The sequence below is a fragment of the Streptomyces sp. NBC_00988 genome (genome assembly GCF_045162645.1).
Lineage (GTDB): Bacteria > Actinomycetota > Actinomycetes > Streptomycetales > Streptomycetaceae > Streptomyces.
Genome location: NZ_CP108730.1, coordinates 10,164,411 through 10,188,174, shown reverse-complemented (window position 1 = coordinate 10,188,174; position 23,764 = coordinate 10,164,411). Strand labels below are relative to the sequence as shown.

Here is a 23,764-nt window from a genome sequence, read left to right as displayed (position 1 = left end):
GGCTGGACTCATAGGCATGACGATCAGTCAGAAGGCGCCGAAACAAAGTCACTTCCGGTCAATCCCGTAACACTGCGGAGCATCGCCCACCAAGCCTGTGACTCGGCACCCTTCGGCCGACATCGGCATGGATGAATCAGCGCAGGCGTCCGCGGTCACTCACCGGAAGGTGATCGAGAACTACACGGGCGGAGGCACTGCGGCCGGATCCTCTCATCCCCCTTTCACCGACGCCTCATACGGTAGGGGCATGACGCAGGTGACTCCCCCCGGGTGGTACCCCGATCCCGGACAGACGAATGACGGTCCCGCCGACGAGCGCTGGTGGGACGGCAAGGCATGGACGGACCGCACTCGGCCCGCCGGGTCGGGCGCCGAATGGGGTCCCCCGACGGAGCCGCCGTACGGCGGCGCGTACCCGGCGTATCCGGCCGCGCCCCCGGCCCCGCCGCGCCGCAATCTGCGCACGGGCATAGCCGTGGCGGTGGCCGTGGCGGTCCTCACGGCCATCGGTGTCGGTGCGTACGCGCTGTCCGACAACGGCAGCGGGAACGGCACCCAGGCCGGCAACCAGCAGGCACCGAACGGGCAGGGCGGTTCCGGCGGCCAGACCGGTCCCGAGGGGCAGGGCGGCACGGGCGGTTCCGGTGGCACCGGCGGGCAGACCGATCCCTTCGGCGGGTCCGGCGGTACGGGTGGTTCCGGCGGTACGGGCGGTGCGACGCCCGCTCCCAGCCAGTCGGCGGAGCCGAAGGTCAAAGCCGGCGGAACCGTGATCGACTCGCTCGACGGCATCAGCTTCACCGTGCCGTCCGACTGGTACGGCCAGGTCATCCAGATCGGCGCGCAGGTCACGTCGAACACCTCGTACAAGTGCCCCGGCAACACCTCCCAGACCTGCACCAACGGCGGGGCGTACTCCTCGCCCGCGGTGGTGCTGGGCACGAAGGGCAGCACGGCGGAGGCGGTCGCGAAGGCGGACATCGCCGCCAACGCCAAGGAGTCCTACGGCGGTACGACCTACGGCAGCATCACCTCCCACGAGGTCCTCGCCTCGAAGGCCGTCACCGTGGCCGGGCAGAAGGGCTACCTGGTCCGCTGGAAGGCGGTCACCAGCAAGGGCGCCGACGGGTACGTCGAGTCGCTCGCGTTCCCGTCGCCGGCCAGCACCGGTCAGATCGTCGTGGTCCGCTTCGGTGTCGACGTGGGCCAGAAGCAGTCCGTCATCGACGAGATCACCTCGAACATCAAGGTGGCCTCGGGCAGCGGCGGCGACGGACAGAAGATCTGAACTCCCGCCGTAACCACGTCGGTTCCCCGGACACCAGTCGGCCGGGTGGGGCGCCTCTCCGCTCAAGAGGAACCCCACCCGGCCGGGGGTGCGCGCCGCCCCCGTCCCCACGGTGCGGCGCGATCAGGTCACCGTCCAGTCATCCCATGGACGGCGGCCTGGTTCTCAGGTGAGACCGAGTGCGGGCAGCACCGCGGCCTCCACGAATCTGACCAAGTAGTCGGGGTCGGCGTAACAGCCCTCCAGGACGGGCCGGGCCCGCAGGACGCCGAAGATCTGGGCGGGGACGTACGGCAGGGCCGGGTGGTCGGCCGGGATCTCGCCACGTTCCACACCGCGGCGCAGGATGTCCTCCAGCGCGGCGATCTCCGGATGCACAAGCGCCTCGCGTACCGCCTGGGCGAGTTCGCTGTCCTGGATGACGGCGTGGCCGAGCGCCGAGACGAGTTTCGTGTCCTTCGCCGACCAGGCGCCCGCCGCCCGCGCGGCCTGGCGCAGGTCCTCCGCGAGCGATCCCGTGTCGATGCCGGTGAAGTGCACCCTGCGGTTGGCGCGCAGCGCGGCGGCGACGAACTGGGGCTTGGTCCCCCACTGCCGGTAGAGCGTGGACTTGCTGCAGCGCGTGCTGCTGGCGACGCCCTCCATGCTGACGGAGTCGTACCCGCATTCGCGGATCTGTTCGAGCACGGCGTCGAAGAACTCCCGCTCACGCTCGGGCGTGATCTTGGAGCGGCGCGAGGCGGCGACCGTGTCCGGTCCGTCCTCAGCCTGCGACGTCATGGCTCGTCTCCTCGCTCGGTCCGCGGACTCGGGGTCCGCTCTCCAGTGTGTCTCGTTTCGCTATCGATACGCCAGTGTACCGGTACTCCGCCGTATCGGTACACGCGCGTATCGGTACACTGTCGTATCGGAACGAACTCGTACCGATGAGTTCGGTCCGCCGGAAGGGTCACAAACCCGGCCAGCACCACCACACGCACCACCGTCAGCGAAGGGGCCGGGGGATGAATGCCCGAACCGAGCCTGCAGAGAAGGGGACCAGCGCGATAGCGCGGCCCCCTCTCGTCCGTGAGCTCCTGCTTGTCGCAGGGCTCTTCCTCGTCTACAAGTTCGGCCGCCAGCTGGCGACGGGCCACACCGGTGAGGCCCTGCACAACGCCCGCCACGTGTGGGACCTGGAACGGACCCTGCATCTCCCGGGCGAGGGCTCGGTGCAGTCGGTACTGCTGCACAACGACACCCTCGTGCACATCGCGAACACCTTCTACGCGACCGTCCACTTCCCGGCCACCGTGGCCTTCCTGGTCTGGCTGTACCTGCGGCGCCCCGCGCACTACGTCTGGGCCCGCCGGGTCCTCGCGACGGTGACCTCCGCCGCCCTGGTGCTGCCCTTCGTGTTCCCCCTCGCACCCCCGCGCATGCTGGCCGCGACGGGCCTGGTCGACACCGCCAAGGTCTACGGCCCCTCGGTGTACGGCCCGCCGACCAGCGACCACCTCTCGAACCAGTTCGCGGCGATGCCCTCGCTGCACTTCGGCTGGGCCCTGATGGTGGCGATCGGCCTGATCGTCGCGACCCGCTCGCGCTGGCGCTGGCTGTGGCTCCTGCACCCGCTGGTCACGCTGATCGTGATCATCGGCACGGCGAACCACTACTGGCTCGACGCGGTCGTGGCCGCCGCCATGCTCGGCATCGCCCTCGCGCTGATCCATCCCCCGCACCGCACGGCGACCACGGCCGGCCGCGGCCAGCCCCAACTCGTCCCCGAAGAGCCGGTTCTCGTCGGAGCCGGCCGATGAACGCCACCCTCGTCGCCGTCGTCCTCTCCCTGTTCTCGGCCGTCGCCTACGCGGCCGCGGCCGTGGCCCAGGAACGGCTGGCGTCCCGCAACTCCGACGCGGGCATGCTCCGACTGCTCGCCACCGGATCGTGGTGGTGGACGGTCGTCCTGAACGCGTCGGCCGCGCTGCTGCACGTCGTGGCCCTCAAGTACGGCCCGCTGACCGTCGTACAGCCGCTGGGAGCCCTCACCCTCGTCGCCGCCGTCCCGATGGGCGCCCGGGTGGCCGGGCGGCGGGTCACCACGGTCGAGTGGCGCGGCACCGCCCTCACCCTCCTCGGCCTGTCCGCCCTGCTGGTCACGGCGTCCGGCCCCCAGCCCGACCAAGTACTCACCGTTCCCCAGGCGTTGGCGGTCGCGGGCGCGACCTCCGCGCTCATCGGCCTCCTGGCCCGACGCGGCGCGAAGCCCGGTCTACGGCATGCCTCGGCGTCCGGTGTCGCCTCGGGTGTGGCCTCCGCGCTCACGCAGACCGTGACGGTCGCGGCGACGGACCGTTCGGGCCCGCTGCTGAGCATGCAGGTGGTCGGTGTCGCGCTGCTGGTCGCGGTGTTCGCGGCGGGCGGGCTGCTGCTCTCGCAGACCGCCTACCGGGGCGGCCTCGGCGCCCCGCTCGCGGTGGTGACCCTGGCGAACCCGGTGGCCGCCGCCGCGATCGGCCTCGCGCTGCTGGGCGAGCGCCTCCAGGGCGGCGCGGCCGGCATCCTCCTCGCCCTGGCGGGAGCCGGAATCGCGTCCTGGGGTGTGGTCCTGCTGACCCGGGTGGCACCCGCCGTACCGCTGACGCACGAGTACGACGACCACGATCATCCCGTGGCCGCCGTCCTGGCACTGGAGCCTCAATCGGCGTCCGCCGAACCGGCGTTGCTGCCCCGGCAGCCGGACCGGAAGTCCGCGCCGGGGCACCTCACCGCACTCTGAGCAGGATCAGCCGAGGCCGCGTGAGTCCTGCTTGAGCGCGGTGTCGACGGTCAGGGCCGTCGCCACCACCAGGCTCAGCAGCGGCTCGGGCAGCTGGTAGTGGATCTGCAGGACGTAGTTGTCCGCGGTGGTGAACATCGTCTTGGCGAGGCCTTCCCAGGTCTTGGTGATCCGGGCTACCTCGTTGTCCGCGTGGTCGACGATCGCGAAGTTCCACGCCCGCCAGTTCTCCGCCTTGATCGCGCCGATCTGCTGGCCGTTCGCGTTCAGCGCGAAGTTGATCTTCCCGATCATGTTCTGCTGCACGATCTCGCCCACCGGCGAACCGTCCGGACGGGACACGATCACCCTGGACTTCATGATCTTCGCCGGCCGGGTCAGCACCAACTGCGGCTGCCCGTAGGCGTCCCGGATCTCCAGCCGGTGGGTCATGAACTGGTCGAGGCTGGAGACGAAACGCAGCGCCTTCTTCAGCGTGCTCTGGCCGACCTCGTCGACCGACCCGATCACATTGCCGTTCTGATCCATGACCTTGTACTCGTTGGTCAGCTCGATCAGCTTGGCCTTCTGGTTCACCACGAGGACCGGCTCGCTGAACAGGCTGCCGCCGCCGGAGCCGCCCCCGGCGACCCCGGCCTGCTGCTGCACCTGCTGCTTCACCTGGCGCTGGGCCCGCGGATCCGGCCCCGCCTGCTGCTGCGGCACGGCCTGCGGCTGCGGCTGCGGCTGGGCGGCCTGGCCCTGCTGGTCCGCGTTGGTGTGCTCGGTCCACTTCACGCCGTCCCAGTACCGGAGGGTCTGGGGCGCTCCGTGCGGATCCGGGTACCAGCCTGCAGGTGTGTTCGAATGCGTGGTCACCGGGGCACACTACCGCGAGTGCCCCGGAAAACAACCGGTCTCACCAAGCCCCTCAAGCGGTCGCGATCGCCGGGTCGCTGACCCCCGGCCGGCCGTTCTCGACATGTCCGGCGAATCGCCGCAGGAACGTCGCGTCGCCGTCGGAGGTGACCGTCAGGTCGTACCACCGCTTGCTCGCGCCCAGGTCGAAGGTGTGCCGCACGGTGGCGCCCGCCCGCACCTTGAACGTCTGCGCCCGGCCGCCGTAGCCGCTCACGACCTTCAACTGCGCTGTCCCGGAGCCCTTGTTGGTGAAGGTCAGCTCGACGTCGTCGCCGCAGTTCCGGGCGGTGACCTCGGGTCCGGCGGTCTTGCCGGGGCCCTTGAAGACGCGCAGGAAACCGTTCGGGCCGTGCACGGTCAGGTCGTACGAGCCGTTCGAGTACGCCGAGTTCCAGGCGTCCGAGACGGACTTGCCGGCCTCGGTGGTGTAACTCCAGGGCCCGTCCGCGCGGTTGGCGGAGGTGACGAGGAAGTTGGCGCCGGCCTTCGCGCCGGAGGCGAAGGTGAGCGTGAACTTCCCGGCCGCCGTATCGGCCGAACCGTCCACCGCGGCCGCGTACTTGAGCGGCCGGGCCGGGCGCAGTCCGCGCTCCTGCTTGGGCAGCACCGGGTTGGCGGGCGGAGTCGGCACGTAGTCGGGGTGACGGTTCTTGTCCGGCGGCTGGTAGCCGTCGGTGGCCGGCAGCGGGACCTTCTTGACGTCCTTGTGGGAGAAGTCGAAGGCGCCGCTCAGGTCGCCGCAGATCGCGCGCCGCCACGGCGAGATGTTGGGCTCGTGGACACCGAACCGGGTCTCCATGAACCGGATGACCGAGGTGTGGTCGAAGGTCTCCGAGCAGACGTAACCGCCCTTGCTCCAGGGCGAGACGACGATCATCGGCACGCGCTGGCCGAGGCCGTAGGGACCGGCCGGGTGGCTGGCGTCGCCCTTGAAGAGGTCGGGGCCGACGTCGACGGTCGACTTGCCCTGCGCGGCGGAGCCCGGCGCGAACGGCGGGAGCAGGTGGTCGAAGAAGCCGTCGTTCTCGTCGTAGGTGATGAACAGGGCCGTCTTCGCCCAGACCTCCGGGTCGGAGGTCAGCGCGTCCAGGACCTGGGAGACGTACCAAGCTCCGTAGTTCGCGGGCCAGTTGGGGTGCTCGGTGAAGGCCTCGGGGGCGACGATCCAGGAGATCTTCGGCAGCTTGCCGCCCTTGACGTCGGCCTTCAGCTGGTCGAAGAAGCCCTCGCCCTTGGTGGCGTCGGTGCCGGTGCGGGCCTTGTCGTAGAGCGCGTCGCCGGGCTGGGCGTTCTGGAACTGCTTGAAGTACAGGAGCGAGTTGTCGCCGTAGTTGCCGCGGTACGCGTCCTGGATCCAGCCCCAGCCGCCGTTCGCGTCGAGGCCGTCGCCGACGTCCTGGTAGATCTTCCAGGAGACCCCGGCCTTTTCGAGACGCTCGGGATACGTCGTCCAGCTGTAGCCGGCCTCGTCGTTGCCGAGGACCGGGCCGCCGCCGACGCCGTCGTTGCCGGTGTAACCCGTCCACATGTAGTAGCGGTTGGGGTCGGTGGAGCCGATGAACGAGCAGTGGTACGCGTCGCAGATGGTGAAGGAGTCGGCGAGCGCGTAGTGGAACGGAATGTCCTCGCGGGTCAGGTACGCCATCGTCGTGGAGCCCTTGGACGGCACCCACTTGTCGTACTTGCCGCCGTCGAACGCGGCGTGCCCGTCGTTCCAACTGTGCGGGAGGTCCTGGATGAACTGCAGGCCCAGGTCGTTCGCCTCGGGGCGGAACGGGAGGATGTCCTTCGTGCCGTCCGACTGGTACCAGACCGGTTTACCGTCCTGCCGGGTCACGACCGGACGCGGGTCGCCGAAGCCCCGGACGCCTCTGAGCGAGCCGAAGTAGTGGTCGAAGGACCGGTTCTCCTGCATCAGCACGACGATGTGCTCGACGTCCTCGATGCTCCCCGAGCGGTGGTTCGCCGGGAGCGCGGCGGCACGCTCGATGCTGTTCGACAGCGCCGTGAAGGCCGTGGTGGCACCCGCGAGTTGGAGAAAACGACGCCGATTGACTTCGGACATGGGTGAGGCACCTCTCATCCTGACGCGCGGCCGGCCGGAACATGGCGAAATGCGCGCGGTGCGAGTGTTCCAAGAGCAACAAACGTCAGGGAAGGGTCTGGTGGCGCCCATGTGAAACTCGCCCGTACGTGCGGGGGCGGCTCGACACCGCCGACCGCATCACGTTGTCGCGAGGGCCTCGGTGGGGGTGAGCCGGGAGGCGCGGATCGAGGGGTAGACGCCGGCGGCCATGCCGATGAGGACGGCACCGGCGAAGCCGCCCGCGACGGCGGGGAGCGGGATCACCGAGGGCCAGTCCTGGTAGGTGGCGTAGCCGATGGTGGCGAGGATGCCGAGGAGGGTCCCGGCGAGACCGCCGAGGCAGGACAGGGCGATGGACTCGGTGAGGAACTGGCCGCGGATCTGGCCCTTGTTGGCGCCCAGGGCCCGGCGCAGGCCGATCTCGCGGCGGCGTTCGAGGACCGAGATGACCATGGTGTTGGCCACGCCGATCCCGCCCACGAGCAGGGCCACTCCGGCGAGGCCCAGGAAGAGGGCGGAGAAGGTGGTCTGAGTGGCACGTTTGGCGGCCAACGCGTCGGAGGGGCGGCTGACTTGGACCATGCCGGGGAGTTCCGGGTAGATGGTGGGGGCGAGGACGCCGCGGACGGCGTCGATGCCGTCCTCGCGGGCCTTGACGTAGATCTCCGTGGGGTGGCCGGCGAAGTTCAGCTGGGTGCGGGCGGCGTCCCAGCCGACCAGCACCGAGCGGTCGATGTCGGGCGAGAGCGGGGTCCGCGCGAGGATGCCGATGACGGTGAACCAGCGCTGGTTGACGTAGATCTGCGGGGCGGGCCGGCCGGGGACGACTTTGGCGATGCCCATGCGGGTGGCGGCGACCGAGCCCAGGACGGCCGTGGGGAACCTCTCGGTGCTCGCGCTGAGGTAACTCCCAGATTGCACCTTGGCGTTGATGGCGTGGAGCAGGTCGGTCCTGCTGGCGAGGACGGTGAGGCCCGCGTAGTCGTCGGCGTCCACGTGGTCGTTGCGGAACACCTCGGCGTGGGTGTTGGCGACCGCGCTGGCCACCGTGACCGGGCCGATGCGGCGGACCATGTCCACGGACTGGGGCGGGAGCAGGACGGGGTCGGTCTGGTTGGGGACGGGCACGGCCTGGAGCATGTTGGTGCCCAGCGCGGAGAGCTGGTTCATCAGCGCCTTCTGGCTGGACGCCGGGATGCCGGTGACGACGATCATCGTGGCGATGCCGATCGAGATGCCCAGCGCGGACAGAGCGGCGCGGATCTTCCGGGTGTGGATGCCGAGCAGGCCCAGGCTCAGGATGTCGAGGGGGGCCAGGCGGACCGGTTCGGTGTCGGCGAGGGAGTGAGCAACGGGCCTGTGGGGTGCGGTTGTCGCGGTCATGGCCGGTGATCCCCGTCGGTGTCGGTGAGCGGGTCGATGTCGATCGCGAGGGTGTCCTCGTCGAAGCCGCCGCCACGGACGTCGGCGACGAGGCGGCCGTCGAGGATCTCGACTCTGCGGGGAAGGCGCCCGGCGATGTCCCGGTCGTGGGTGATGATCGCGATGGTGGTGCCCTCGCTGTTCAGGGTGGTCAACAGGTCCAGTACGGCACGGCCGTTGGCGGTGTCCAGGGCGCCGGTGGGCTCGTCCGCCAGCACCAGGGCGGGGCTGTTGACCAACGCGCGGGCGATGGCGACGCGTTGGCGCTCACCGCCGGAGAGCTGGTTGGGGAGGTGTCCGGCGCGGCGGGCGAGGCCGACCCGGGCGAGTGCCTCGCGAGCCAGCGGCCGGCGTCGGCGGCGCGGAACTCCGGCGTAGAGCAAGCCGGTTGCGACGTTCTCGGCGGCGCTCAGCCCGTCGGTGAGGTGGAACTGCTGGAAGACGAAGCCGAGGAGACGGCCGCGCAGGGCGGACAGGCGGCGGTCGGAGAGGGTGGCGACATCGTGGCCGCCGATCTCCACGGTTCCGCTGGTCGGGCGGTCCAGGGTGCCCATGATGTTCAGCAGCGTCGACTTCCCCGAGCCCGACGGGCCGACGATGGCGAGGAGTTCGCCCTCCTCGATGGCGAGCGAGACACCGTCCAGGGCCGTCACTCCGCCCGGGTACGCCATGCCCGCGTTGGTCACGGCGAGGACCGGTCGGCTCTTCACGACGTGGTCACCACCTTCAGCCCGGCGGTGAGGCCGGTGCCGGTGACCTCCACCAGGCCCTTGGCGAACATGCCGGTCCTCACCGCGACCAGCCTGCCGCCGGGGAGTTGGACGGCGTAGCCGCCCTCGCTCAGCGCCAGCAGCGCGCCGACCGGTACGACGAGGACGCCCTTGCGGGTCTCGGAGGTGAAGGCGACCTGGACGGGGGCGGAGGTCAGTTTCGCGACGGCGCCGGTGTCGGGAACCCTGACGGTGACGGTGAGTTGGGCCGGGCCGCCTCCGCCGCTGGTGTCGCCGTCGGTGTTGTCGGTGGCGGTGGCACCGACCGCCTCGATGGTGCCGGTGACGGTGGAATTGTCGGGGAGGGTGACCGTGACGCGGTTGCCCCGGGCCATGGTGCCGACGCCGGTCGCGTCCACGGGTACGGACACCTTCTTGGCGGTCGAACTGACCGTCATCAGGCCGCCGTTGGCGTCGTCGCCGGTCTGGGCCTGCACGGCACCGACGCGGACCTCCCCGGACTGCACGACGACGTCGCCGATGCCCAGGACCCCGGTCGCCGGCATACCGACATGCGTCTGCCAGCGCTTGATCGCCGCGACGAGATCGGCTGTGAGGACTCCGTCGCCCTCCTTCACCTCGACCGAGGTTGTCGTCGCAGTGGGCGTCGGGGTCGCGGCGGGGGCTGCCGTGTCGGTGCCCGTCTTGCCGGACACGCCGTCTTCGGTCGTGCCTTTGGCTCCGGACGCGTCGGCGGTGCCGAACTCGTCAACGGGGGCCGGGTGTTGAGTGACCCAGGTGCCCGCCGCCGGTTGCGACCCGATGTCGTAGCCGAGCCTCTTGAGGTTGTCGGCGACCACCCGTACGTCCGGACCGGTCATTCCCCTCGCGTTCAGCGTGCGGTACAGAGGGGTCGCGCCGTAGAACACCGGCACCGGCACGTTGTCCACCTTGTACAACGTGTGGCCGCGGGTCACCCTCGCCCCCGGCGCGGGCAGCCAGGTCACCAGCCCCGCCTTCGCGCCCTTGACCGGCGCCGCCTTGCTGTAGCCCAGACTCCCGCTCAGGGTCTGGGCGTTGGACAGGTCGGTCCGGGTCACCGTCGCGGTGGCGACCCGCGCCGACTCACCGGCCGTCGTGCTGGGTGTCGCGTTCCCGTCCTGCCATACGGTGACGCCGAGCACGGCCGCCGTGACGCCCACGAGGGCTACGGCCCCGATCTTCAGGCGGCGTTTCCCGCGCCGGGGACGGGTGTCGTCGTTCTCGTCGCTGGTCGTGGTCACTGCTTGTACGCCTTCAACTCGCAGTCGTGGTCGAGCCTGTCCTGCTGGGCCGGGGTCAGGGCGGACGCGCCGTCGTAGTTCCAGCCGGAGCCGTCGGCCAGGCCCTTGACCTTCAGGCCGCCGTCGTTGAGGCACCTGATGTACGTGCGGAAGTCGTCCAGGTAGTGCGGGTTCTTCGCCGGGTCCAACTCCGGTGGCTGGAGCGGCTTCTTCACGAGGCAGGCCTTGTAGGCGGCGGCGTTCCTGGTGGCGCTGCCCCCGGGGAACCACTGGCTCGAACCCGGCTTGTGCCCGCCGGGGACACCGTGGTCGCGCAGGCAGTCGAAATAGACGAACGTCAGCCGGTCCCGCTCCTGCTGGGAGGTGTCCAGCCGCAACTGCGGGCGACCCGAATCGTCGTCGGCATCCGGCCTCGCCGACCCGCCCTTCGCGGCCGGGCCGGCGACCGAGGCGACGCCATGGTCGTCGGACGCCGTGCCCCCGCCGCCCCCGCCACAGGCCGCGAGGAGGCACAGTGCCGCCGCCGCGCCCGCGCCGGCGAGGACGGCGGAGCGCCTTCGATGAGTGAGTCTCGACATGGCGGCACCGTGACCCGAGGATATGAAGATCCTGTCAGGCCGCCGTCAGACTTCTGTCTGGTGTCGCGGCGCCGACCTTAGGGTGAGCCGCGTGAACGCATATGTCCTGGTGGCCGAGGACGACGTCAAGCAGGCCGAGGTGATCCGCCGCTATCTGGAGCGCGAGGGCCACTCCTCCCTGGTCGTCCACGACGGGCGCGCGGCCATCGACGAGGTGCGGCGCCGGCGGCCGGATCTGCTCGTCCTCGACGTGATGATGCCCCTGGTCGACGGGCTGGACGTGTGCCGTGTGCTGCGCCGGGAGTGCGATGTGCCCGTGCTGATGCTGACCGCGCGCAGCACGGAGGAGGATCTCCTGCTCGGGCTCGATCTCGGCGCCGACGACTACATGACCAAGCCTTACAGCCCACGGGAGTTGATGGCCCGCATCCGCACCCTGCTGCGGCGGGCGCGGGGTGCCACGGCGGCGCCGGACGATCCCGTGCTGCGGATCGGCGCGCTCGCCATCGACCCGGTCCGCCGTACCGTCGAGCTCGACGGACGCCAAGTGGTGTGCACGCCCGGGGAGTTCGAGATCCTCGCGGCGATGGCCGCCGAACCGGAGCGGGTCTTCACCCGGCGCCAACTCCTCGCCCTGACACGGGGGTTCGACCGCTACATCACCGAACGCACGATCGACGTCCATGTCCTCAACCTGCGCAAGAAGATAGAGGCCGTCCCCCGCCGACCGGCCTATCTGCAAACGGTGTACGGCGTCGGCTACAAGCTCATGGACGGAAGTCGTGGGCGCTGAACCGGAGTTGGAGGCCGCAGGAGGCAGCGGGCCGAAGTCCAGGGCCCGCGTCCGGGCCAAAGTGCCGCTGCACAGAAGCCTGTTGGTACGACTGCTCGCCACCTCCGTGATGATCGCCGTCTGCTCGGTCGCCGCCACCGCCTGGCTGGCCGCCCGTACCACCAGCAGCGCCATCCAGCAGGAACAGGGCCAACTCCTGTCCTCCGACACCGAGATCTACGACACCCTGGTCGGTTACGCCGCCGCCCACCCGAACTGGAACGGCGTCGCCCCCACCATCCGCCGCCTCGCCGAGCGGACCGGCCGCCGTATCACCCTGACCACACAGAGCCGCCGTACGATCGCGACCTCGTCCACCACCCCTACCGCTGCCGCTGCCCTCCCCACCCGGGCGTCGGCCGTAGTCGACCCCCTGCACACCGACCCGGCGCTGCTGCCGGACGCCGGGGCGAACCGCATCGACCCTCGTGCCGTCGGCCCCTACCGGCTGACCGCCGCCGAACGCGCGAGCCTGTCCGGCCAGGCGCACAAACTCCTCGCCTGCCTGGGCGGCCCGGGCGCCGGCGCCACACTCGTCGTCGGGCCTGGCGGCCGCCCTTTCATCAAGATCGCCAGCAGCGCCCTGGGCGGAGTCCCCGGTGACCGCGACTGTGGCCTGGCCGAACTCGCCCTTCCCGTCGCGAGCGAGCGCGAGCCGTTGGACCGGCTCACCACCATGGTCAACGACTGTCTGCGGCGCCGACACCTGGAGCCCGTGAAGTTCGGCGTCGACTTCGTCGTCGTCTACGGCGGCCCGCCCGCCCAGACCTGCCTGGACACCGCCCGCCGCGACCAGCTCACCCCCTACGTCGCACCGGCCGCCCTCCTCTTCGTCGCCACCCCGACCGGTTCGACCGCCGCCCCCGCGTTCCACTTCACCTCGGCCAACACCACCCGTATCGCCGGTGTCGCCGGGCTGGTGCTGCTGGTGACCGTGGCCGTCACGGTCGTGGTCGGCACCCGCCTGGTCAGGCCGTTGCGCGCCCTGGCCGACGCGGCGCGCCGCCCCGTAGAAGAACATCAACGCGTGCCGGTCACCACCAACGACGAGATCGGCTACCTCGCCGCCGCCTTCAACGACCTCACCCAGCGCCGCGAACGCATGGAGGGTCAGCGCAAGGCGATGGTCAGCGACGTCGCCCACGAACTGCGCACCCCGCTGAGCACCATCCGCGGCTGGCTCGAAGCCGTGCAGGACGGCATCGCCACCTCCGACGAGGCGCTCGTGGACTCCCTCCTCGAGGAGGCACTGCTGCTCCAGCACATCGTCGACGACCTCCAGGACCTCGCGGAGGCCGACGCGGGCCAGCTGCGCATCCACCCCGAACCCCTCTTCGTACGCGACCTCCTCGACCACGTCGCCACCGCCCACCTCGGCCGCGCCGAGACCGCGGGCGTCACCCTCACCACCCGCACGGACGGCGACCTGGAGCTGTCCGGCGATCCCGTACGGCTGCGGCAGGTCATCGGCAACCTGGTGTCCAACGCGATACGGCACACCGCACCCGGCGGCACGGTAACCCTGCGCGCCCACCGGACCGCGGGCCACGTCACGGTCGAGGTCGCCGACACCGGCACCGGTATCCCCGCCGAGGATCTGCCCCGGGTCTTCGACCGCTTCTGGCGCGCGGAGAAGTCACGCAGCCGGCGCACCGGCGGCAGCGGTCTGGGCCTCGCCATCGTGCGCAGGCTGACCGAGGCGCACGGCGGGACGGTGACGGTGACCAGCGCGGTCGGCGCCGGCACGGTCTTCACCGTCCGCCTTCCCGCGTGACCTACTGACCGGCGGGCGGCAGGCGCATCCCCGCGAGGTCCGCCGGGACCGGGGTGTCCGGGCGGAAGAACGGTTCCGAGGGGCCGTCCTGTGCGTTGGCGGGGGCGTCCGTGAGCCGGAACCGGTCGCGTAGCCGGCCGTAGAAATCCGTCGGGCGGAGGCGGACGAGGCGGACGCGCTGGGGGGCTCGGAAGACGCCGATCCAGTCGCCGGGGTCCAGGACGCCGCGGAGCTGGCCGTCGACGGTGACGATGGCCTGGCCGGAGTGGGGCAGGACGCGCAGGCCGACCGGTTCGTCGGGGGCGGCGATCACGCTGCGGTTGAACGTCATGTGCGGGGCGATCGGCGTGAAGACGACGGCGTCCATGTGGGGCGAGAGGACGGGTCCGCCGGCGGCGAAGCTGTAGGCCGTGGAGCCGGTGGGGGTGGCGACGGCGAGCGCGTCGGCGGAGTAGGTCGCCAGCAGTCGTCCGGCCAGGTAGACGCCGACGCCGACCTGCCGGTCGCGGGCGAGTTTCTCCAGGACGACGTCGTTGAGCGCGGTGACGTCCAGCGCGCAGCCCCAGCCGCCGCCCTCCGTGGTCTCGGGCCGGACCTGCGGCGGCGGCAGGGCGGGACCGCGGCCGTAGCGCAGCAGGGCCTCCATCTCCTCGGGGATGTCCAGCGGGCGGGAGGCGCGCATGGTCAGTGTCATGCGTTCCTCGACGATGGCCCGTCCCTCGTGCACGGCGTCGAGGGCCTCGTCGATGTCGCCGGCCGGGACCTCGGTGAGGAAGCCGACCTTGCCGAGGTCGACGCCGAGGACGCCGGCCCCGCTCTTGACGGCGATGCGGGCACCGCGCAGGAAGGTGCCGTCGCCGCCGAGGGTGACGACGAGGTCGGGGTTGCCCGCGGCCTCGGCCTCCTCGCGTCCGGCGCGGCGGTGGTGGTCCTTGGCCCAGACGTCGATCTCCGTGCAGCGCACGTCGTGCGCCTCGCTCCAGGCGTGCACGGCGGCCGCCGCGTCCCGGGCGGTCTCGCGTCCCTGGTGGACGACGAGGCCGATACGACGTACGGGCATGGGTCCTCCGTGGAATGCGGTGAGGGGTCAGAGGGTGTGGAGTCGGGCGGCCGGTGCGGGGCGGTCGTCGGGCGGGACCAGGCTGAGCACGATCTTTCCCCGCGTGTGCCTCTGCTGCACCTGCCGGTAGGCCTCCTGGACCTGTTCCAGGGGGTAGACCTGGCTGACGGTGACGGTGAGCTGTCCCTTGGAGACCAGTTCGGCCAGTTCGGCGACCAGTTGAGGGGTGAAGACGTCCTCCTGGGCCCTGCCGCGTACGCCGTGGCGGGCCACGGCCCGGCCGTCGGCGAGGGTGTTGATCCGGTGCGGGGGCACGCCCAGCGCGATGGCGATGTCGACGTTGCCCTGGCCGAAGGTGTCGACGAACGCGTCGATCCCGTCGGGTGCCGCGGCCTTCAGCCGGTCGGCGAGGCCGGGCCCGTGCTCGACGGGGACGACTCCGAGGGAGCGCAGGAAGTCGGCGTTGTGCGGTCCGGCGGTGCCGATGACCGTGGCGCCGCGCAGCCGCGCGAGCTGCACGGCGAGGGAGCCGACCCCGCCGGCCGCGCCGGACACCACGACGGTGTCCCCGGCCGCCGGTTCTACGGCGTCGACGGCGGCCCATGCCGTCACCCCGACCGCGGACAGCGGCGCCGCGGCTTCCCAGCTGATGTCGGCGGGCTTGGGGGCGAGGAGGCCGGCGGGCGAGACGACGTAGTCGGCCTGCGCCCTTCGGGGCAGGTAGCCGATGACCTCGTCGCCGACGGCGAACTCGCTTACGCCGTCGCCGAGTTCGGCTACCCAGCCGGCGAAGTCGTTGCCCTGCCCTTCGGGAAACACCGCCGGCCACATGTCCGCGAAGACGCCCTGCCGGATGCCTGCCTCGCCGGGATTGACCCCGGCGACGACGACCCGGACGAGGACCTCCCCGGGGCCCGCCTCGGGTCGCGGCACCTCGACGACCTCCAGCACCTCGGGGCCGCCGTAGCGCGAGAATTTCACTGCTCGGGGCATGGTCGAGTCTCCAGTGTTCCGGGTGATCCGCTGGCCTACAGAAGGTACTGCCACTTGGTCATGCGGTCCTTGAGATCGACGGTCGGGCCGTCGAGGGTGAAGGTGCCGTCGCCGCGGTGGTGGAACAGGCTCGGGGCGGGCTGCGAAGGACCGGTCCAGGCCCGGACCGGCTCCAGGATGAACAGGCTGTAGGGGGCGACGAGGGTGGTGTCGGAAAGTCCTTCACGGTGATCATGTCCGCTCCTGACGCCGTACGGAGCGCGTCCCGGCGGCGGGGCCGGCGCGCCGGTACGAAGGCCGCGGTTTTCCTGGGTGCGGGAGGACCAGCCTCGGAGTGCGGGAGGATCGGTTTCGGAGTGCGGGAGGACCAGCCTCGGCCCGGTCCTACGTGTTCGCGTTCGCGCCGGCCTTCTTCGGCGCGGTGGCCGGCGCCCTCAGCGTCTCGAAGGCGGCCGTGGTCCGGCTCGCCGGTTCGGCCTGGTAGACGACGAGTTGCTGATGCGGGGCACCGTTGACCGTGAACGCGGCGAAGGCGATGTGCAGGTCGCCGACGTCCGGGTGCTTGAGGTGCTTGCCTTCCTGGGACTTGCTCTTGACGTCGTGCAGCCTCCAGAGCCCCGCGAACTCCTCGCTCTCCGCGGAGAGTTCGTCGACCACCTCGGCGATACGGGCCGATTCGGGATCGTGCCCGTAGGCGGCCCGGAGTTCGGCGACACAGGAATGCGCTGCCCGGTCCCATTCCTGGTAGAACTCGCGCCCCGCCGGGTCGACGAACACGTTGCGGGCGAGGTTGTCGAACGCGTCGAACCCGCTGTGCAACGCCGTGGCAAGGGAGTTGCCCGCGAGAATGTCGAGCGCCGGGCCGAGCACGAACGCCGGAGTGTGCTCCCAGCCGTCCATCAACTGCAGCAGCTGCGGGCTGACATCGGCCCGGCCCCAGTCGTGCGGCCGCTGCGAGGGCGTCAGACAAAGGCGGTTGAGATGGTCGGCGGACTCCGCGTCCAGCTTCAACGCCTGCGCTACGGCCTCCAGGACCTGCGGCGAGGGGCTGTTCTCGCGTCCCTGCTCCAGCCTGATGTAGTAGTCGGAGCTGACTCCGGCGAGCAGTGCGACCTCCTCCCTGCGCAGTCCCGGCACCCGGCGTCGGCCGTACTCGGGCAGACCGACGTCCTGGGGCTTGAGGGCCTCGCGGCGGGCCCGGAGGAAATCTCCCAAAGGGGTCCCATTGCTCATGCGGCAAGACTAGATGCTTTTCTATCGGTGAGCCGGGGAGCCGTGCTCCTGGGTGCAACGCACCCACCGTCGGCTGAACTTCTCCGGGCGTTCTCCGCCTAGCCTCGACGGTATGTACAACGACGACGTGCGCCCCGACCCGGTGGAAGGGCTGGGTCAGTTCCTCCGCTCCCGCCGGGAGCGCGTCAGCCCCGCCGACGTGGGCCTGGCCGGCTCCGGCCGGCGACGGGTGCCCGGGCTGCGCCGCGACGAGGTCGCCGCGCTCGCCGGGGTCAGCCCGGGCTACTACAGCAGACTTGAGCAGGGCCGTGAACTCAGCCCGTCCGCAAGGGTGTTGGAGGCCATGGCCCGTGTGCTGCGGCTGGCGGAGGAGGACCGGCTCGAACTGTTCCGGCTGGCGCGGCCCGCGGGCCGTCGTACGAGGTCGCCGTCCCGCGTCGAGCGGGTGCGCCCGCATCTGCGGCAGCTGATCGAGAGCTGGACCAGGACGCCGGCCTTCGTCATCGGCCACGCCCAGGACCTGCTGGCAACCAACACCCTGGCCGACGCCCTCTACCGCGACTTCACCCAGCACGACAACGTGCTGCGCATGCTCTTCCTGGACCCCGCCGCGAAGACGTTCTACCGGAGCCCGGAGCGGGCGAAGCACCGCGCCGTCGCCGATCTCCAGCAGTCCGCCGCGAGCACGCCCGAGGATCCCCGTATCCTGCACCTCGTCGGCGAACTGTCCGTACGCAGCCCCGAGTTCCGCTCGCTGTGGGCCCGCGAGTACACCCGGGTCCCGCCCTACGAGGTCAAGCGGATGCGCCATTCCGTGGTGGGCGATCTGGAGCTGCGGCACGAGGCGCTCACCATCCGCAGCGCGCCCGGGCAGCAGCTCATCATCCTTCAGGCGGAGCCGGACTCTCCTTCGGCGGACGGCCTGGCGCTGCTGGGTTCGCTCAGCGCGCCCGAGGTGCAGGACGCGCAGTAATATCCCTAGGTCACGAATTACCGGGAATCCCGCTCGACCGCTCCCAGTATCCGGTCCAGGAAATCTCCGAAAAGGCGCACCTCGTCCGAGGTGAGCGGGTCGAAGAAAAGCCGCCGCACATTCTCCACGTGGGTGGGTGCGGCGGCCTCGATCATTTCCCGGCCCTTTTCCGTGAGCCGCACCATCGAGCCGCGGGCGTCGTCCGCACAGGGCTCGCGCGTGACGAGCCCGCGCTTCTCCATGCGGCTGATCTGATGAGACAGTCGGCTGCGCTCCCAGTCGACCTCGGCGCCCAGCTCCCGCGCGCGCAGCACGCCGTCGGCGGACTCGGACAGGGGCGCGAGGAGCGCGTAGTCGGCGGCCGAGAGACCCGAATCCCGCTGTAGCTGCTGGTCCTGGGCCCGCTGCAGCTCGCGGCGCACTCTCCGGTACTTCGCCCAGACGTCGGCCTGGTCGGGGGTGAGCCATCGCGGTTCGGACATGACTTCACCGTAGCAGCTTGTTGACATGTCACCGACTTCGCCGGTCGACGCCCGTTCCTGGGTGTGGGACTCCCAGGAAAACCGCTGCCTTCATAGCTCCGTCGCGGCGGGACAGACTCGTACTCGTCAACAAGAAATCCCCCCACAAGGGGAAGCGACGAAAGAGGTTTTCCCCATGGCTACGTGGTTTGTCACCGGCGCCTCCCGCGGAATCGGCGCGGAAATCGCCCGGGCCGCACTGGCAGGCGGTAACAATGTCGTGGTCGCCGTACGGAATCCGGAACGGGTGCCCGACGACCTGAAGAAGTCCGACAACGTGTTCGCGGTCGCCCTGGACGTCACGGACAACGACAGCATCCCGCAGGCGGTCGAGGCCGCGGTGGAGCGCTTCGGCGGTATCGACGTCCTGGTGAACAACGCCGGCCGCGGCCTGCTCGGCGCGCTGGAGGAGATCACCGACGCGGAGGCACGGTCGCTGTTCGACCTCAACGTCTTCGGCCTCATCAACGTCACCCGCGCCGTCCTGCCCGTCATGCGCAGGCAGGGCTCGGGCAAGCTCGTGCACATCGGTTCCCGCTCGGGCTTCGAGGGCGAGCCCGGGGTCAGCCTGTACTCCGCGTCGAAGTTCGCGGTCGCCGGCATCAGCGAGGCGCTCTCCGCCGAGATGGCGCCGTTCGGCATCCAGTCGATGGTGGTCGAACCGGGCGTCTTCCGCACCGACTTCCTCGACTCCAGCTCGCTCTCGGTCGCCGCGAACCGTATCGCCGACTACGACGACACCCCGGCCCACGTGACGCTCGACTGGATCGACCGGGCCAACCACGCGCAGCTCGGTGACCCCGTCCTGGGCGCGGCCCTCATCGTCGAGGTCACCGGCACCGAGAAGCTGCCGACGCACCTCTACCTCGGCCGCGACACGCTGGAGCGGCTGGGGGTCAAGTACCAGCAGGTGCAGGACGACCTGGCCCCGTGGCGCGAGAAGTCCGCGGCCACCGGACACGACGACGACGCCTGACGCACAACGGGCGCCGGGGCCCGAGGAGTTCGGGCGCCGTGCCCGACGAGTGCGGGCGGCCGTGGCCGACGAGTGCGGGCGCCCGTGCCGGCCACCGCCCGGCACACCCGACGCTCCCCCACATCCGACACGCCATCAAACATCTTCCCCATCAGAGTGATTGAGGTTCTGCGATGTCTGCTTCCGCCCTGCTCACCGGTACCCCCCTCTCCGGCCGGGTCGCCGTCGTCTCCGGCGCCTCCAGATGGGTGCCGTCACCGCCGAACGGCTCGCCGAACTCGGCGCCACCGTGGTCGTGTTGGCCCGCCGCAAGGAGCCGCTGGAGGGTGTGGTCAAGAACATCGAGGCCGCCGGCGGCACCGCGTTCGCCCTGGCTGTCGACGTCACGGACCGCGCCGCCGTCCAGGCCGCCGCCGACCGGGTCGCCGAGCGCTACGACAAGGCAGACCTGGTGTTCAACAACGCCGGTGTCCAACTCATCTCCGGTATCGAGGAGTTGAAGGTCGACGACTGGCAGCGCCAGATCGACCTCAACATCAGTGGGCTGATGAACGTGATCGCCGCGTTCCTCCCCCACCTGACGGAGTCCGCCGCCGCGGGCAAGCCGGCCGACCTGATCAACACCTCGTCGATCGCGGCCACCCGCATCCTGACGAAGTTCTCGATCTACTCCGGCACCAAGGCGTACATCAGCCACCTCACCCGGCTCCTCCGCGTGGAACTCGGCCCGAAGATGGTCCGCGTGGCCACCATCGAGCCCGGCATGGTCGACACCGAGCTCCCCGACCACGTCACGGACGCCGACGCGTCCAAGCTGATGGCCGACCTCATCAGCGACATCGACGTCCTCCAGAGCGCCGACATCGCCGAGACCGTCGCGTTCATGGCCGCCGTACCGCGCCACGTCAACCTCACCGAGATCACCATCCTGCCCACCGCGCAGGCGATCTGAGATCCGTCCCGCCACAGTCCCGTCCCCCATCCCCTCAGGGCGGGGGAGGAACAGCACTCGCTGCTCCTCCCCCGTCCCGGTGGCATTGGTTGACACGACAACATCAGTGGTGTTTTGTTGACACGTCAACGAGGACACGGAACCCCAGGCAGACCGGAGGCCGGCATGAACATCACGGTGATCGGACGAGGACACGTCGGCGGCGGCCTGGCCCGTCTGTGGGAGAAGGCCGGGCACGAGGTCAGGACGCTGGGCCGGGACGGCGGTGACGCCTCGGACGCGGATGTGGTGGTCGTGGCCGTCCCCGGCAACCAGATCGCCGCGGCGCTGAGCGGTGTGACCGGCCTGAACGGCCAGGTCACCATCGACGCGACCAACCTCTACTCGGAGCGCGACCCCGCCTTCCCCTCCCTCGCGCACCAGGTCAAGTCGATCGTCGGCGGCCCGACCGCGAAGTCCTTCAACACGGTCTTCGCCTCCGCGTACGACCAGATCGGCACCCAGCGAGTCACCCCGAGCAACCTCTTCGCCGCCGAACCCGCCGCGAAGGACATCACCGCGCAACTCATCACGGCCGCCGGCTTCGACCCGCTCTACGTCGGCGACCTCGACCCGGGCGCCCGCCTCCTGGAGGACAGCTCGGGCCTGACCCGCGCGCTGGCCGGCCAGATCGGCGGCCCGTTCTTCTACCGGTACGGGCGGCCCGGGGAGCTGTAAGTACGGGGTGGGCGGGGGTAGTTCGGGGCGCGGGCGCACCGGTCTGCTCCCCCGCACTGATCCGAACCACACCACCCGCTAACCGCGTCACCTTGACCTTGTCGCAACGTCAGGGTTTCTACTGAACGCATGCGAATCGGCGAGATCGCCGCCCTGATCGGGGTCACCCCTCGGGCCGTGCGGCACTACCACCATCTCGGGCTGCTGCCCGAGCCCGTACGGCGGAGCAACGGCTATCGCGAGTACGGCATCCGGGACGCCGTCCTGCTGGCCCGGATCCGGCGTCTGACCGAGCTGGGCCTCGGTCTCGACGAGGTGCGTGACGTCCTCACGGACGACGAGGGACGCGAACTGGTGGACGTCCTGCAGGAGTTGGACGAGGACCTCGGCCGGCAGGAAGCGGTCATCCGGGAGCGGCGCCAACGGCTCGCCGCGCTGCTGGCCGAGGCGCGGGGCGGGCAGCTGACCTCCGAAGCGCCACTCTCGCCGCAGCTCACCGAGCTGCTGGCGGGCCTCGGCGAGCTGCCCGACTCCCCCATGGCCGTGAAGGACCGCGAGATCCTTGCCCTCCTCGACACCGTGGCCCCCGAGGCGGACCGGGTCCGGCTGATGGAGACGCTGCGGGGAATGGCGGAGCACGCCGGCGAGATGTACGGCCTGCTGGACGCCCTCGCCGACAAGGAGCCGGACGACCCCGGGGTGACCCGTGCCGCCGCCGCGCTCGCGGCCCTCCTGCCCGACGACCTGGCCGCGCAATTCCCCGACAAGACCGACGACGGTCTCACCGACGCCCTCTTCTCGGACCTGGCGCCCGCCCAGTCGGCGGCGGTGCGCCGCGCGATCGAACTCGCGAAGCACCGACAGCTCGCGAAGCACGGCCAGGAAGCTCCGTCACACCGACAGGAAGACCCGTCATGACGACGACGTCGGAGGTCCAGACGCCCCTCCCCGAGCCGCGCGAGCGCTTGCCGCGGGGACCAACCCTGAGCACGCTACGCGCCGTCGCGGTGCCCACCCAACTCGCCCTGATCGCCTGCCTGTTCAGCGGAGTTCCGGTTCCCGACGCCGTGCTGCTCGGCGGCAAGCTGCTCCTGTTGATAATGCTCGGCGCCGAGGTCTACGTCTGGCTGCGGCTACGGCGGCTCGGGCTGTCCCCGCGGCAAGCGCTCGCGCGGCTCGTGCCCGAGCGTGTGGCGCGGTACGTAACGCACGAGGCGCGGATCCTGGCGAGCCTTGTCCGGTGGGTCGTACGCCGTCCGCACGGAGTCGGCGAGGCCGACGGGGTCTTCCCGCACGCCCGTGACCAGGCGGCCATGATGTACGGCCTCACGTTCGTGTGCGTGGCCGAAACGGTCGCCCTGTCGTTCCTGCTCGCCAGGTGGCCCGTCGTCCACGCCGTCCTCCTGGTCGTCGACGTCTACACCGTCCTGTTCGTCCTCGGCATGCACGCGGCCACCGTCACCCGGCCGCACGTCCTCGCCGGAGATGTCCTGCGCGTCCGGCAGGCGGCCCACGTCGACATCCGCATACCTCTCGCCCGGATCGCCTCCATCCGGCGCGAGTCGCTGTTCACCCACACGAAGAAGGACGGCGAACTGAACCTCCCCGTCGGCTCGCAGACCTCCCTCACCCTCGGACTGACCGAACCGGTCAACGCGCCGAAACTCCTCGGCGCGGCTCGCCCGGTACGGGTGATCAGGCTGCACGCCGACGATCCGAAGTCCCTCTACGACGCTGTCACCAGGGCACGAGCCGCACCCGCACCGGCACCCGCGCCTCAGGACGCCGACTGAATGTCCCCCCGCGTGGACGCCGCGATCGTGTCCCGGTGGGCGAAGTCGCCCGGGGGGATGCCGGGATGGTGGCCGAGCGGGGTCGACGGGACCGTCACCGAGGGGCCGAGGGTGAGGCGGGAGACGATGCGGTAGCGGTCGCCCCGGTAGATCGAGTGGACGTATTCGACCGGCCGGCCCGTGGTGTCCGAGGTGAGGCGCTCGAAGAGCAGGGCCGGGGAGAGTTCCGGGACGTCGAGGAGTTCGGCCTCGGCGCGGGTGACGACGGTCGGCTCGATCGCCTGGACCGCCTCCTGGACGTGTACGCCGTGCTGTTCCCGCAGGTGTTCGTACAGGTCGCCGGCCTCCAACTCCCGTGCGGACAGGGCCGGTACGAGGTCGGCCCTTATGTGCAGGTGCTCGATGGCCATCGGTGCGCCGTCGACCAGGCGCAGCCGGGCCACGTACACGATCTCGGCCGCGGGCGAGAGGCGCAGTCGGCGGCCCACGCGGGCGCCGGCCGGGATGGTGGTGAACTCCAGCAGGCGGCTCGACCAGGCACCGGAGGCCTGAGGTGCCGTCATGGTCTGTTCGCCGGAGACAAGTTCCTGGGTGATCTTCTCGGGCGCCACGAACATGCCGCGCCCGTGCTCCCGCACCAGCAGCCCCGCGGCGACGAGTTCGTCCACCGCCGCGCGCAAGGTCGGGCGGGACACGCCGAGTTGGGCACAGAGGACACGCTCGGAGGGGATCGCGTCCCCCGGGTGGTGCGACTCGACGAGGTCGAGGATGAAGTCGCGGACCCGCTCCCGTTTGAGTACCGCACCTGGCGCGTCGGCCTTCATGTCGCACTCCCCCTGCGCGGAGCCCCTGGCCGGTCAACCACTTGACCAGTTGACCAACGGTAGCCCGCAATCGCCCTGTTGACCC

At 70.6% G+C, this 23,764-nt stretch carries 23 protein-coding genes; 11 read left to right on the top strand and 12 right to left on the bottom strand.

The genetic code is table 11. The features are described from left to right. Nucleotides 1–250 precede the first annotated feature (250 nt). Nucleotides 251–1,291 (top strand): DUF2510 domain-containing protein, encoded by a 1,041-nt coding sequence (locus tag OG496_RS46055; protein ID WP_366492101.1) that lies wholly within the window; start codon nt 251–253, stop codon nt 1,289–1,291. Between the two features lie 165 nt (nt 1,292–1,456). On the opposite strand, the gene OG496_RS46050 is transcribed toward OG496_RS46055, so the two are convergent. Then, nucleotides 1,457–2,071, bottom strand: a complete 615-nt coding sequence (locus tag OG496_RS46050; protein WP_329261715.1) for a TetR/AcrR family transcriptional regulator — start codon at nt 2,069–2,071, stop codon at nt 1,457–1,459. Between the two features lie 224 nt (nt 2,072–2,295). On the opposite strand from OG496_RS46050, the gene OG496_RS46045 reads away from it, so the two are divergent. Both OG496_RS46045 and OG496_RS46040 read left to right on the top strand, forming a co-directional pair. Further along, complete coding sequence (locus tag OG496_RS46045) at nt 2,296–3,090, top strand: phosphatase PAP2 family protein (RefSeq protein WP_405975123.1); 795 nt, start codon at nt 2,296–2,298, stop codon at nt 3,088–3,090. Continuing rightward, a complete protein-coding gene (locus tag OG496_RS46040) occupies nt 3,087–4,052 on the top strand; it encodes a hypothetical protein (RefSeq protein ID WP_366492103.1) in 966 nt (321 codons plus the stop codon). The genes OG496_RS46045 and OG496_RS46040 overlap by 4 nt, the downstream gene beginning before the upstream one ends. A gap of 6 nt (nt 4,053–4,058) precedes the next feature. On the opposite strand, the gene OG496_RS46035 is transcribed toward OG496_RS46040, so the two are convergent. The 6 genes from OG496_RS46035 to OG496_RS46010 all read right to left on the bottom strand — a co-directional run bounded on the left by OG496_RS46035 (nt 4,059) and on the right by OG496_RS46010 (nt 11,031). Further along, complete coding sequence (locus OG496_RS46035) at nt 4,059–4,910, bottom strand: phospholipid scramblase-related protein (RefSeq protein ID WP_405975122.1); 852 nt, start codon at nt 4,908–4,910, stop codon at nt 4,059–4,061. A 52-nt stretch (nt 4,911–4,962) separates the two neighbouring features. Next, on the bottom strand, nt 4,963–7,017 hold the full coding sequence (locus OG496_RS46030; protein ID WP_405975121.1) for a phosphocholine-specific phospholipase C: 2,055 nt from the start codon (nt 7,015–7,017) through the stop codon (nt 4,963–4,965). 159 nt (nt 7,018–7,176) lie between these two features. Further along, the gene (locus tag OG496_RS46025; protein ID WP_405975120.1) at nt 7,177–8,421 is read right to left on the bottom strand and encodes an ABC transporter permease; all 1,245 of its coding nucleotides are present in this window, start codon (nt 8,419–8,421) and stop codon (nt 7,177–7,179) included. Beyond that, nucleotides 8,418–9,131, bottom strand: coding sequence for an ABC transporter ATP-binding protein (locus OG496_RS46020; RefSeq protein WP_405976832.1), 714 nt, complete (start codon nt 9,129–9,131; stop codon nt 8,418–8,420). Before OG496_RS46020 ends, OG496_RS46025 begins: the two co-directional genes overlap by 4 nt. Nucleotides 9,132–9,166: 35 nt before the next feature. Further along, nucleotides 9,167–10,453 (bottom strand): hypothetical protein, encoded by a 1,287-nt coding sequence (locus tag OG496_RS46015; protein ID WP_405975119.1) that lies wholly within the window; start codon nt 10,451–10,453, stop codon nt 9,167–9,169. Next, entirely contained in the window at nt 10,450–11,031 is a 582-nt protein-coding gene (locus OG496_RS46010; RefSeq protein WP_405975118.1) for a hypothetical protein, read from the bottom strand. Before OG496_RS46010 ends, OG496_RS46015 begins: the two co-directional genes overlap by 4 nt. Before the next feature lie 91 nt (nt 11,032–11,122). Between OG496_RS46010 and OG496_RS46005 the strand changes: the two genes are divergently transcribed. Beyond that, entirely contained in the window at nt 11,123–11,824 is a 702-nt protein-coding gene (locus OG496_RS46005; protein ID WP_405975117.1) for a response regulator transcription factor, read from the top strand. Then, nucleotides 11,814–13,637: a sensor histidine kinase gene (locus OG496_RS46000; RefSeq protein WP_405975116.1), complete on the top strand. Its 1,824-nt coding sequence runs from the start codon at nt 11,814–11,816 to the stop codon at nt 13,635–13,637. The genes OG496_RS46005 and OG496_RS46000 overlap by 11 nt, the downstream gene beginning before the upstream one ends. Nucleotide 13,638: 1 nt before the next feature. On the opposite strand, the gene OG496_RS45995 is transcribed toward OG496_RS46000, so the two are convergent. The 3 genes from OG496_RS45995 to OG496_RS45985 form a co-directional block, all read right to left on the bottom strand. Then, on the bottom strand, nt 13,639–14,697 hold the full coding sequence (locus tag OG496_RS45995) for an NAD(+)/NADH kinase (protein ID WP_405975115.1): 1,059 nt from the start codon (nt 14,695–14,697) through the stop codon (nt 13,639–13,641). A 27-nt stretch (nt 14,698–14,724) separates the two neighbouring features. Beyond that, entirely contained in the window at nt 14,725–15,690 is a 966-nt protein-coding gene (locus OG496_RS45990; RefSeq protein ID WP_405975114.1) for an NADP-dependent oxidoreductase, read from the bottom strand. 384 nt (nt 15,691–16,074) lie between these two features. Beyond that, complete coding sequence (locus tag OG496_RS45985) at nt 16,075–16,923, bottom strand: helix-turn-helix transcriptional regulator (RefSeq protein WP_405975113.1); 849 nt, start codon at nt 16,921–16,923, stop codon at nt 16,075–16,077. Nucleotides 16,924–17,035: 112 nt separating this feature from the next. On the opposite strand from OG496_RS45985, the gene OG496_RS45980 reads away from it, so the two are divergent. After that, on the top strand, nt 17,036–17,896 hold the full coding sequence (locus OG496_RS45980; protein WP_405975112.1) for a helix-turn-helix transcriptional regulator: 861 nt from the start codon (nt 17,036–17,038) through the stop codon (nt 17,894–17,896). A gap of 17 nt (nt 17,897–17,913) precedes the next feature. Here OG496_RS45980 and OG496_RS45975 read toward each other — a convergent pair whose 3' ends face one another. Further along, a complete protein-coding gene (locus tag OG496_RS45975; protein ID WP_405975111.1) occupies nt 17,914–18,378 on the bottom strand; it encodes a MarR family winged helix-turn-helix transcriptional regulator in 465 nt (154 codons plus the stop codon). A gap of 175 nt (nt 18,379–18,553) precedes the next feature. On the opposite strand from OG496_RS45975, the gene OG496_RS45970 reads away from it, so the two are divergent. The 5 genes from OG496_RS45970 to OG496_RS45950 all read left to right on the top strand — a co-directional run bounded on the left by OG496_RS45970 (nt 18,554) and on the right by OG496_RS45950 (nt 22,855). After that, the gene (locus OG496_RS45970) at nt 18,554–19,393 is read left to right on the top strand and encodes an SDR family NAD(P)-dependent oxidoreductase (protein ID WP_405975110.1); all 840 of its coding nucleotides are present in this window, start codon (nt 18,554–18,556) and stop codon (nt 19,391–19,393) included. Nucleotides 19,394–19,637: 244 nt separating this feature from the next. Further along, entirely contained in the window at nt 19,638–20,345 is a 708-nt protein-coding gene (locus tag OG496_RS45965) for an SDR family oxidoreductase (RefSeq protein WP_405975109.1), read from the top strand. Between the two features lie 165 nt (nt 20,346–20,510). Continuing rightward, nucleotides 20,511–21,062: a dinucleotide-binding protein gene (locus OG496_RS45960; protein ID WP_405975108.1), complete on the top strand. Its 552-nt coding sequence runs from the start codon at nt 20,511–20,513 to the stop codon at nt 21,060–21,062. A 129-nt stretch (nt 21,063–21,191) separates the two neighbouring features. Continuing rightward, nucleotides 21,192–21,980 carry a MerR family transcriptional regulator gene (locus tag OG496_RS45955; protein ID WP_405975107.1) on the top strand — a complete coding sequence of 263 codons (789 nt, stop codon included), beginning with the start codon at nt 21,192–21,194 and terminating at the stop codon, nt 21,978–21,980. Then, nucleotides 21,977–22,855 (top strand): hypothetical protein, encoded by an 879-nt coding sequence (locus OG496_RS45950; RefSeq protein WP_405975106.1) that lies wholly within the window; start codon nt 21,977–21,979, stop codon nt 22,853–22,855. The genes OG496_RS45955 and OG496_RS45950 overlap by 4 nt, the downstream gene beginning before the upstream one ends. Here the strand turns inward: OG496_RS45950 and OG496_RS45945 are convergent. Continuing rightward, the gene (locus OG496_RS45945) at nt 22,840–23,679 is read right to left on the bottom strand and encodes a GntR family transcriptional regulator (RefSeq protein WP_366492120.1); all 840 of its coding nucleotides are present in this window, start codon (nt 23,677–23,679) and stop codon (nt 22,840–22,842) included. The genes OG496_RS45950 and OG496_RS45945 overlap by 16 nt on opposite strands. Nucleotides 23,680–23,764 lie beyond the last annotated feature (85 nt).

What these genes read in the sequence shown, in the direction of transcription:
- OG496_RS46045 (WP_405975123.1), top strand. Translation starts at nt 2,296, where the DNA reads ATGAATGCCCGAACCGAGCCTGCAGAGAAGGGGACCAGCGCGATAGCG.
- OG496_RS45970 (WP_405975110.1), top strand. Translation starts at nt 18,554, where the DNA reads ATGGCTACGTGGTTTGTCACCGGCGCCTCCCGCGGAATCGGCGCGGAA.
- OG496_RS45980 (WP_405975112.1), top strand. Translation starts at nt 17,036, where the DNA reads ATGTACAACGACGACGTGCGCCCCGACCCGGTGGAAGGGCTGGGTCAG.
- OG496_RS45955 (WP_405975107.1), top strand. Translation starts at nt 21,192, where the DNA reads ATGCGAATCGGCGAGATCGCCGCCCTGATCGGGGTCACCCCTCGGGCC.
- OG496_RS45975 (WP_405975111.1), bottom strand. Translation starts at nt 18,378, where the DNA reads ATGTCCGAACCGCGATGGCTCACCCCCGACCAGGCCGACGTCTGGGCG.
- OG496_RS46020 (WP_405976832.1), bottom strand. Translation starts at nt 9,131, where the DNA reads ATGGCGTACCCGGGCGGAGTGACGGCCCTGGACGGTGTCTCGCTCGCC.
- OG496_RS46040 (WP_366492103.1), top strand. Translation starts at nt 3,087, where the DNA reads ATGAACGCCACCCTCGTCGCCGTCGTCCTCTCCCTGTTCTCGGCCGTC.
- OG496_RS46025 (WP_405975120.1), bottom strand. Translation starts at nt 8,421, where the DNA reads ATGACCGCGACAACCGCACCCCACAGGCCCGTTGCTCACTCCCTCGCC.
- OG496_RS46030 (WP_405975121.1), bottom strand. Translation starts at nt 7,017, where the DNA reads ATGTCCGAAGTCAATCGGCGTCGTTTTCTCCAACTCGCGGGTGCCACC.
- OG496_RS45995 (WP_405975115.1), bottom strand. Translation starts at nt 14,697, where the DNA reads ATGCCCGTACGTCGTATCGGCCTCGTCGTCCACCAGGGACGCGAGACC.
- OG496_RS46010 (WP_405975118.1), bottom strand. Translation starts at nt 11,031, where the DNA reads ATGTCGAGACTCACTCATCGAAGGCGCTCCGCCGTCCTCGCCGGCGCG.
- OG496_RS45990 (WP_405975114.1), bottom strand. Translation starts at nt 15,690, where the DNA reads ATGCCCCGAGCAGTGAAATTCTCGCGCTACGGCGGCCCCGAGGTGCTG.
- OG496_RS45950 (WP_405975106.1), top strand. Translation starts at nt 21,977, where the DNA reads ATGACGACGACGTCGGAGGTCCAGACGCCCCTCCCCGAGCCGCGCGAG.
- OG496_RS46055 (WP_366492101.1), top strand. Translation starts at nt 251, where the DNA reads ATGACGCAGGTGACTCCCCCCGGGTGGTACCCCGATCCCGGACAGACG.
- OG496_RS45945 (WP_366492120.1), bottom strand. Translation starts at nt 23,679, where the DNA reads ATGAAGGCCGACGCGCCAGGTGCGGTACTCAAACGGGAGCGGGTCCGC.
- OG496_RS45985 (WP_405975113.1), bottom strand. Translation starts at nt 16,923, where the DNA reads ATGAGCAATGGGACCCCTTTGGGAGATTTCCTCCGGGCCCGCCGCGAG.
- OG496_RS45960 (WP_405975108.1), top strand. Translation starts at nt 20,511, where the DNA reads ATGAACATCACGGTGATCGGACGAGGACACGTCGGCGGCGGCCTGGCC.
- OG496_RS45965 (WP_405975109.1), top strand. Translation starts at nt 19,638, where the DNA reads ATGGGTGCCGTCACCGCCGAACGGCTCGCCGAACTCGGCGCCACCGTG.
- OG496_RS46050 (WP_329261715.1), bottom strand. Translation starts at nt 2,071, where the DNA reads ATGACGTCGCAGGCTGAGGACGGACCGGACACGGTCGCCGCCTCGCGC.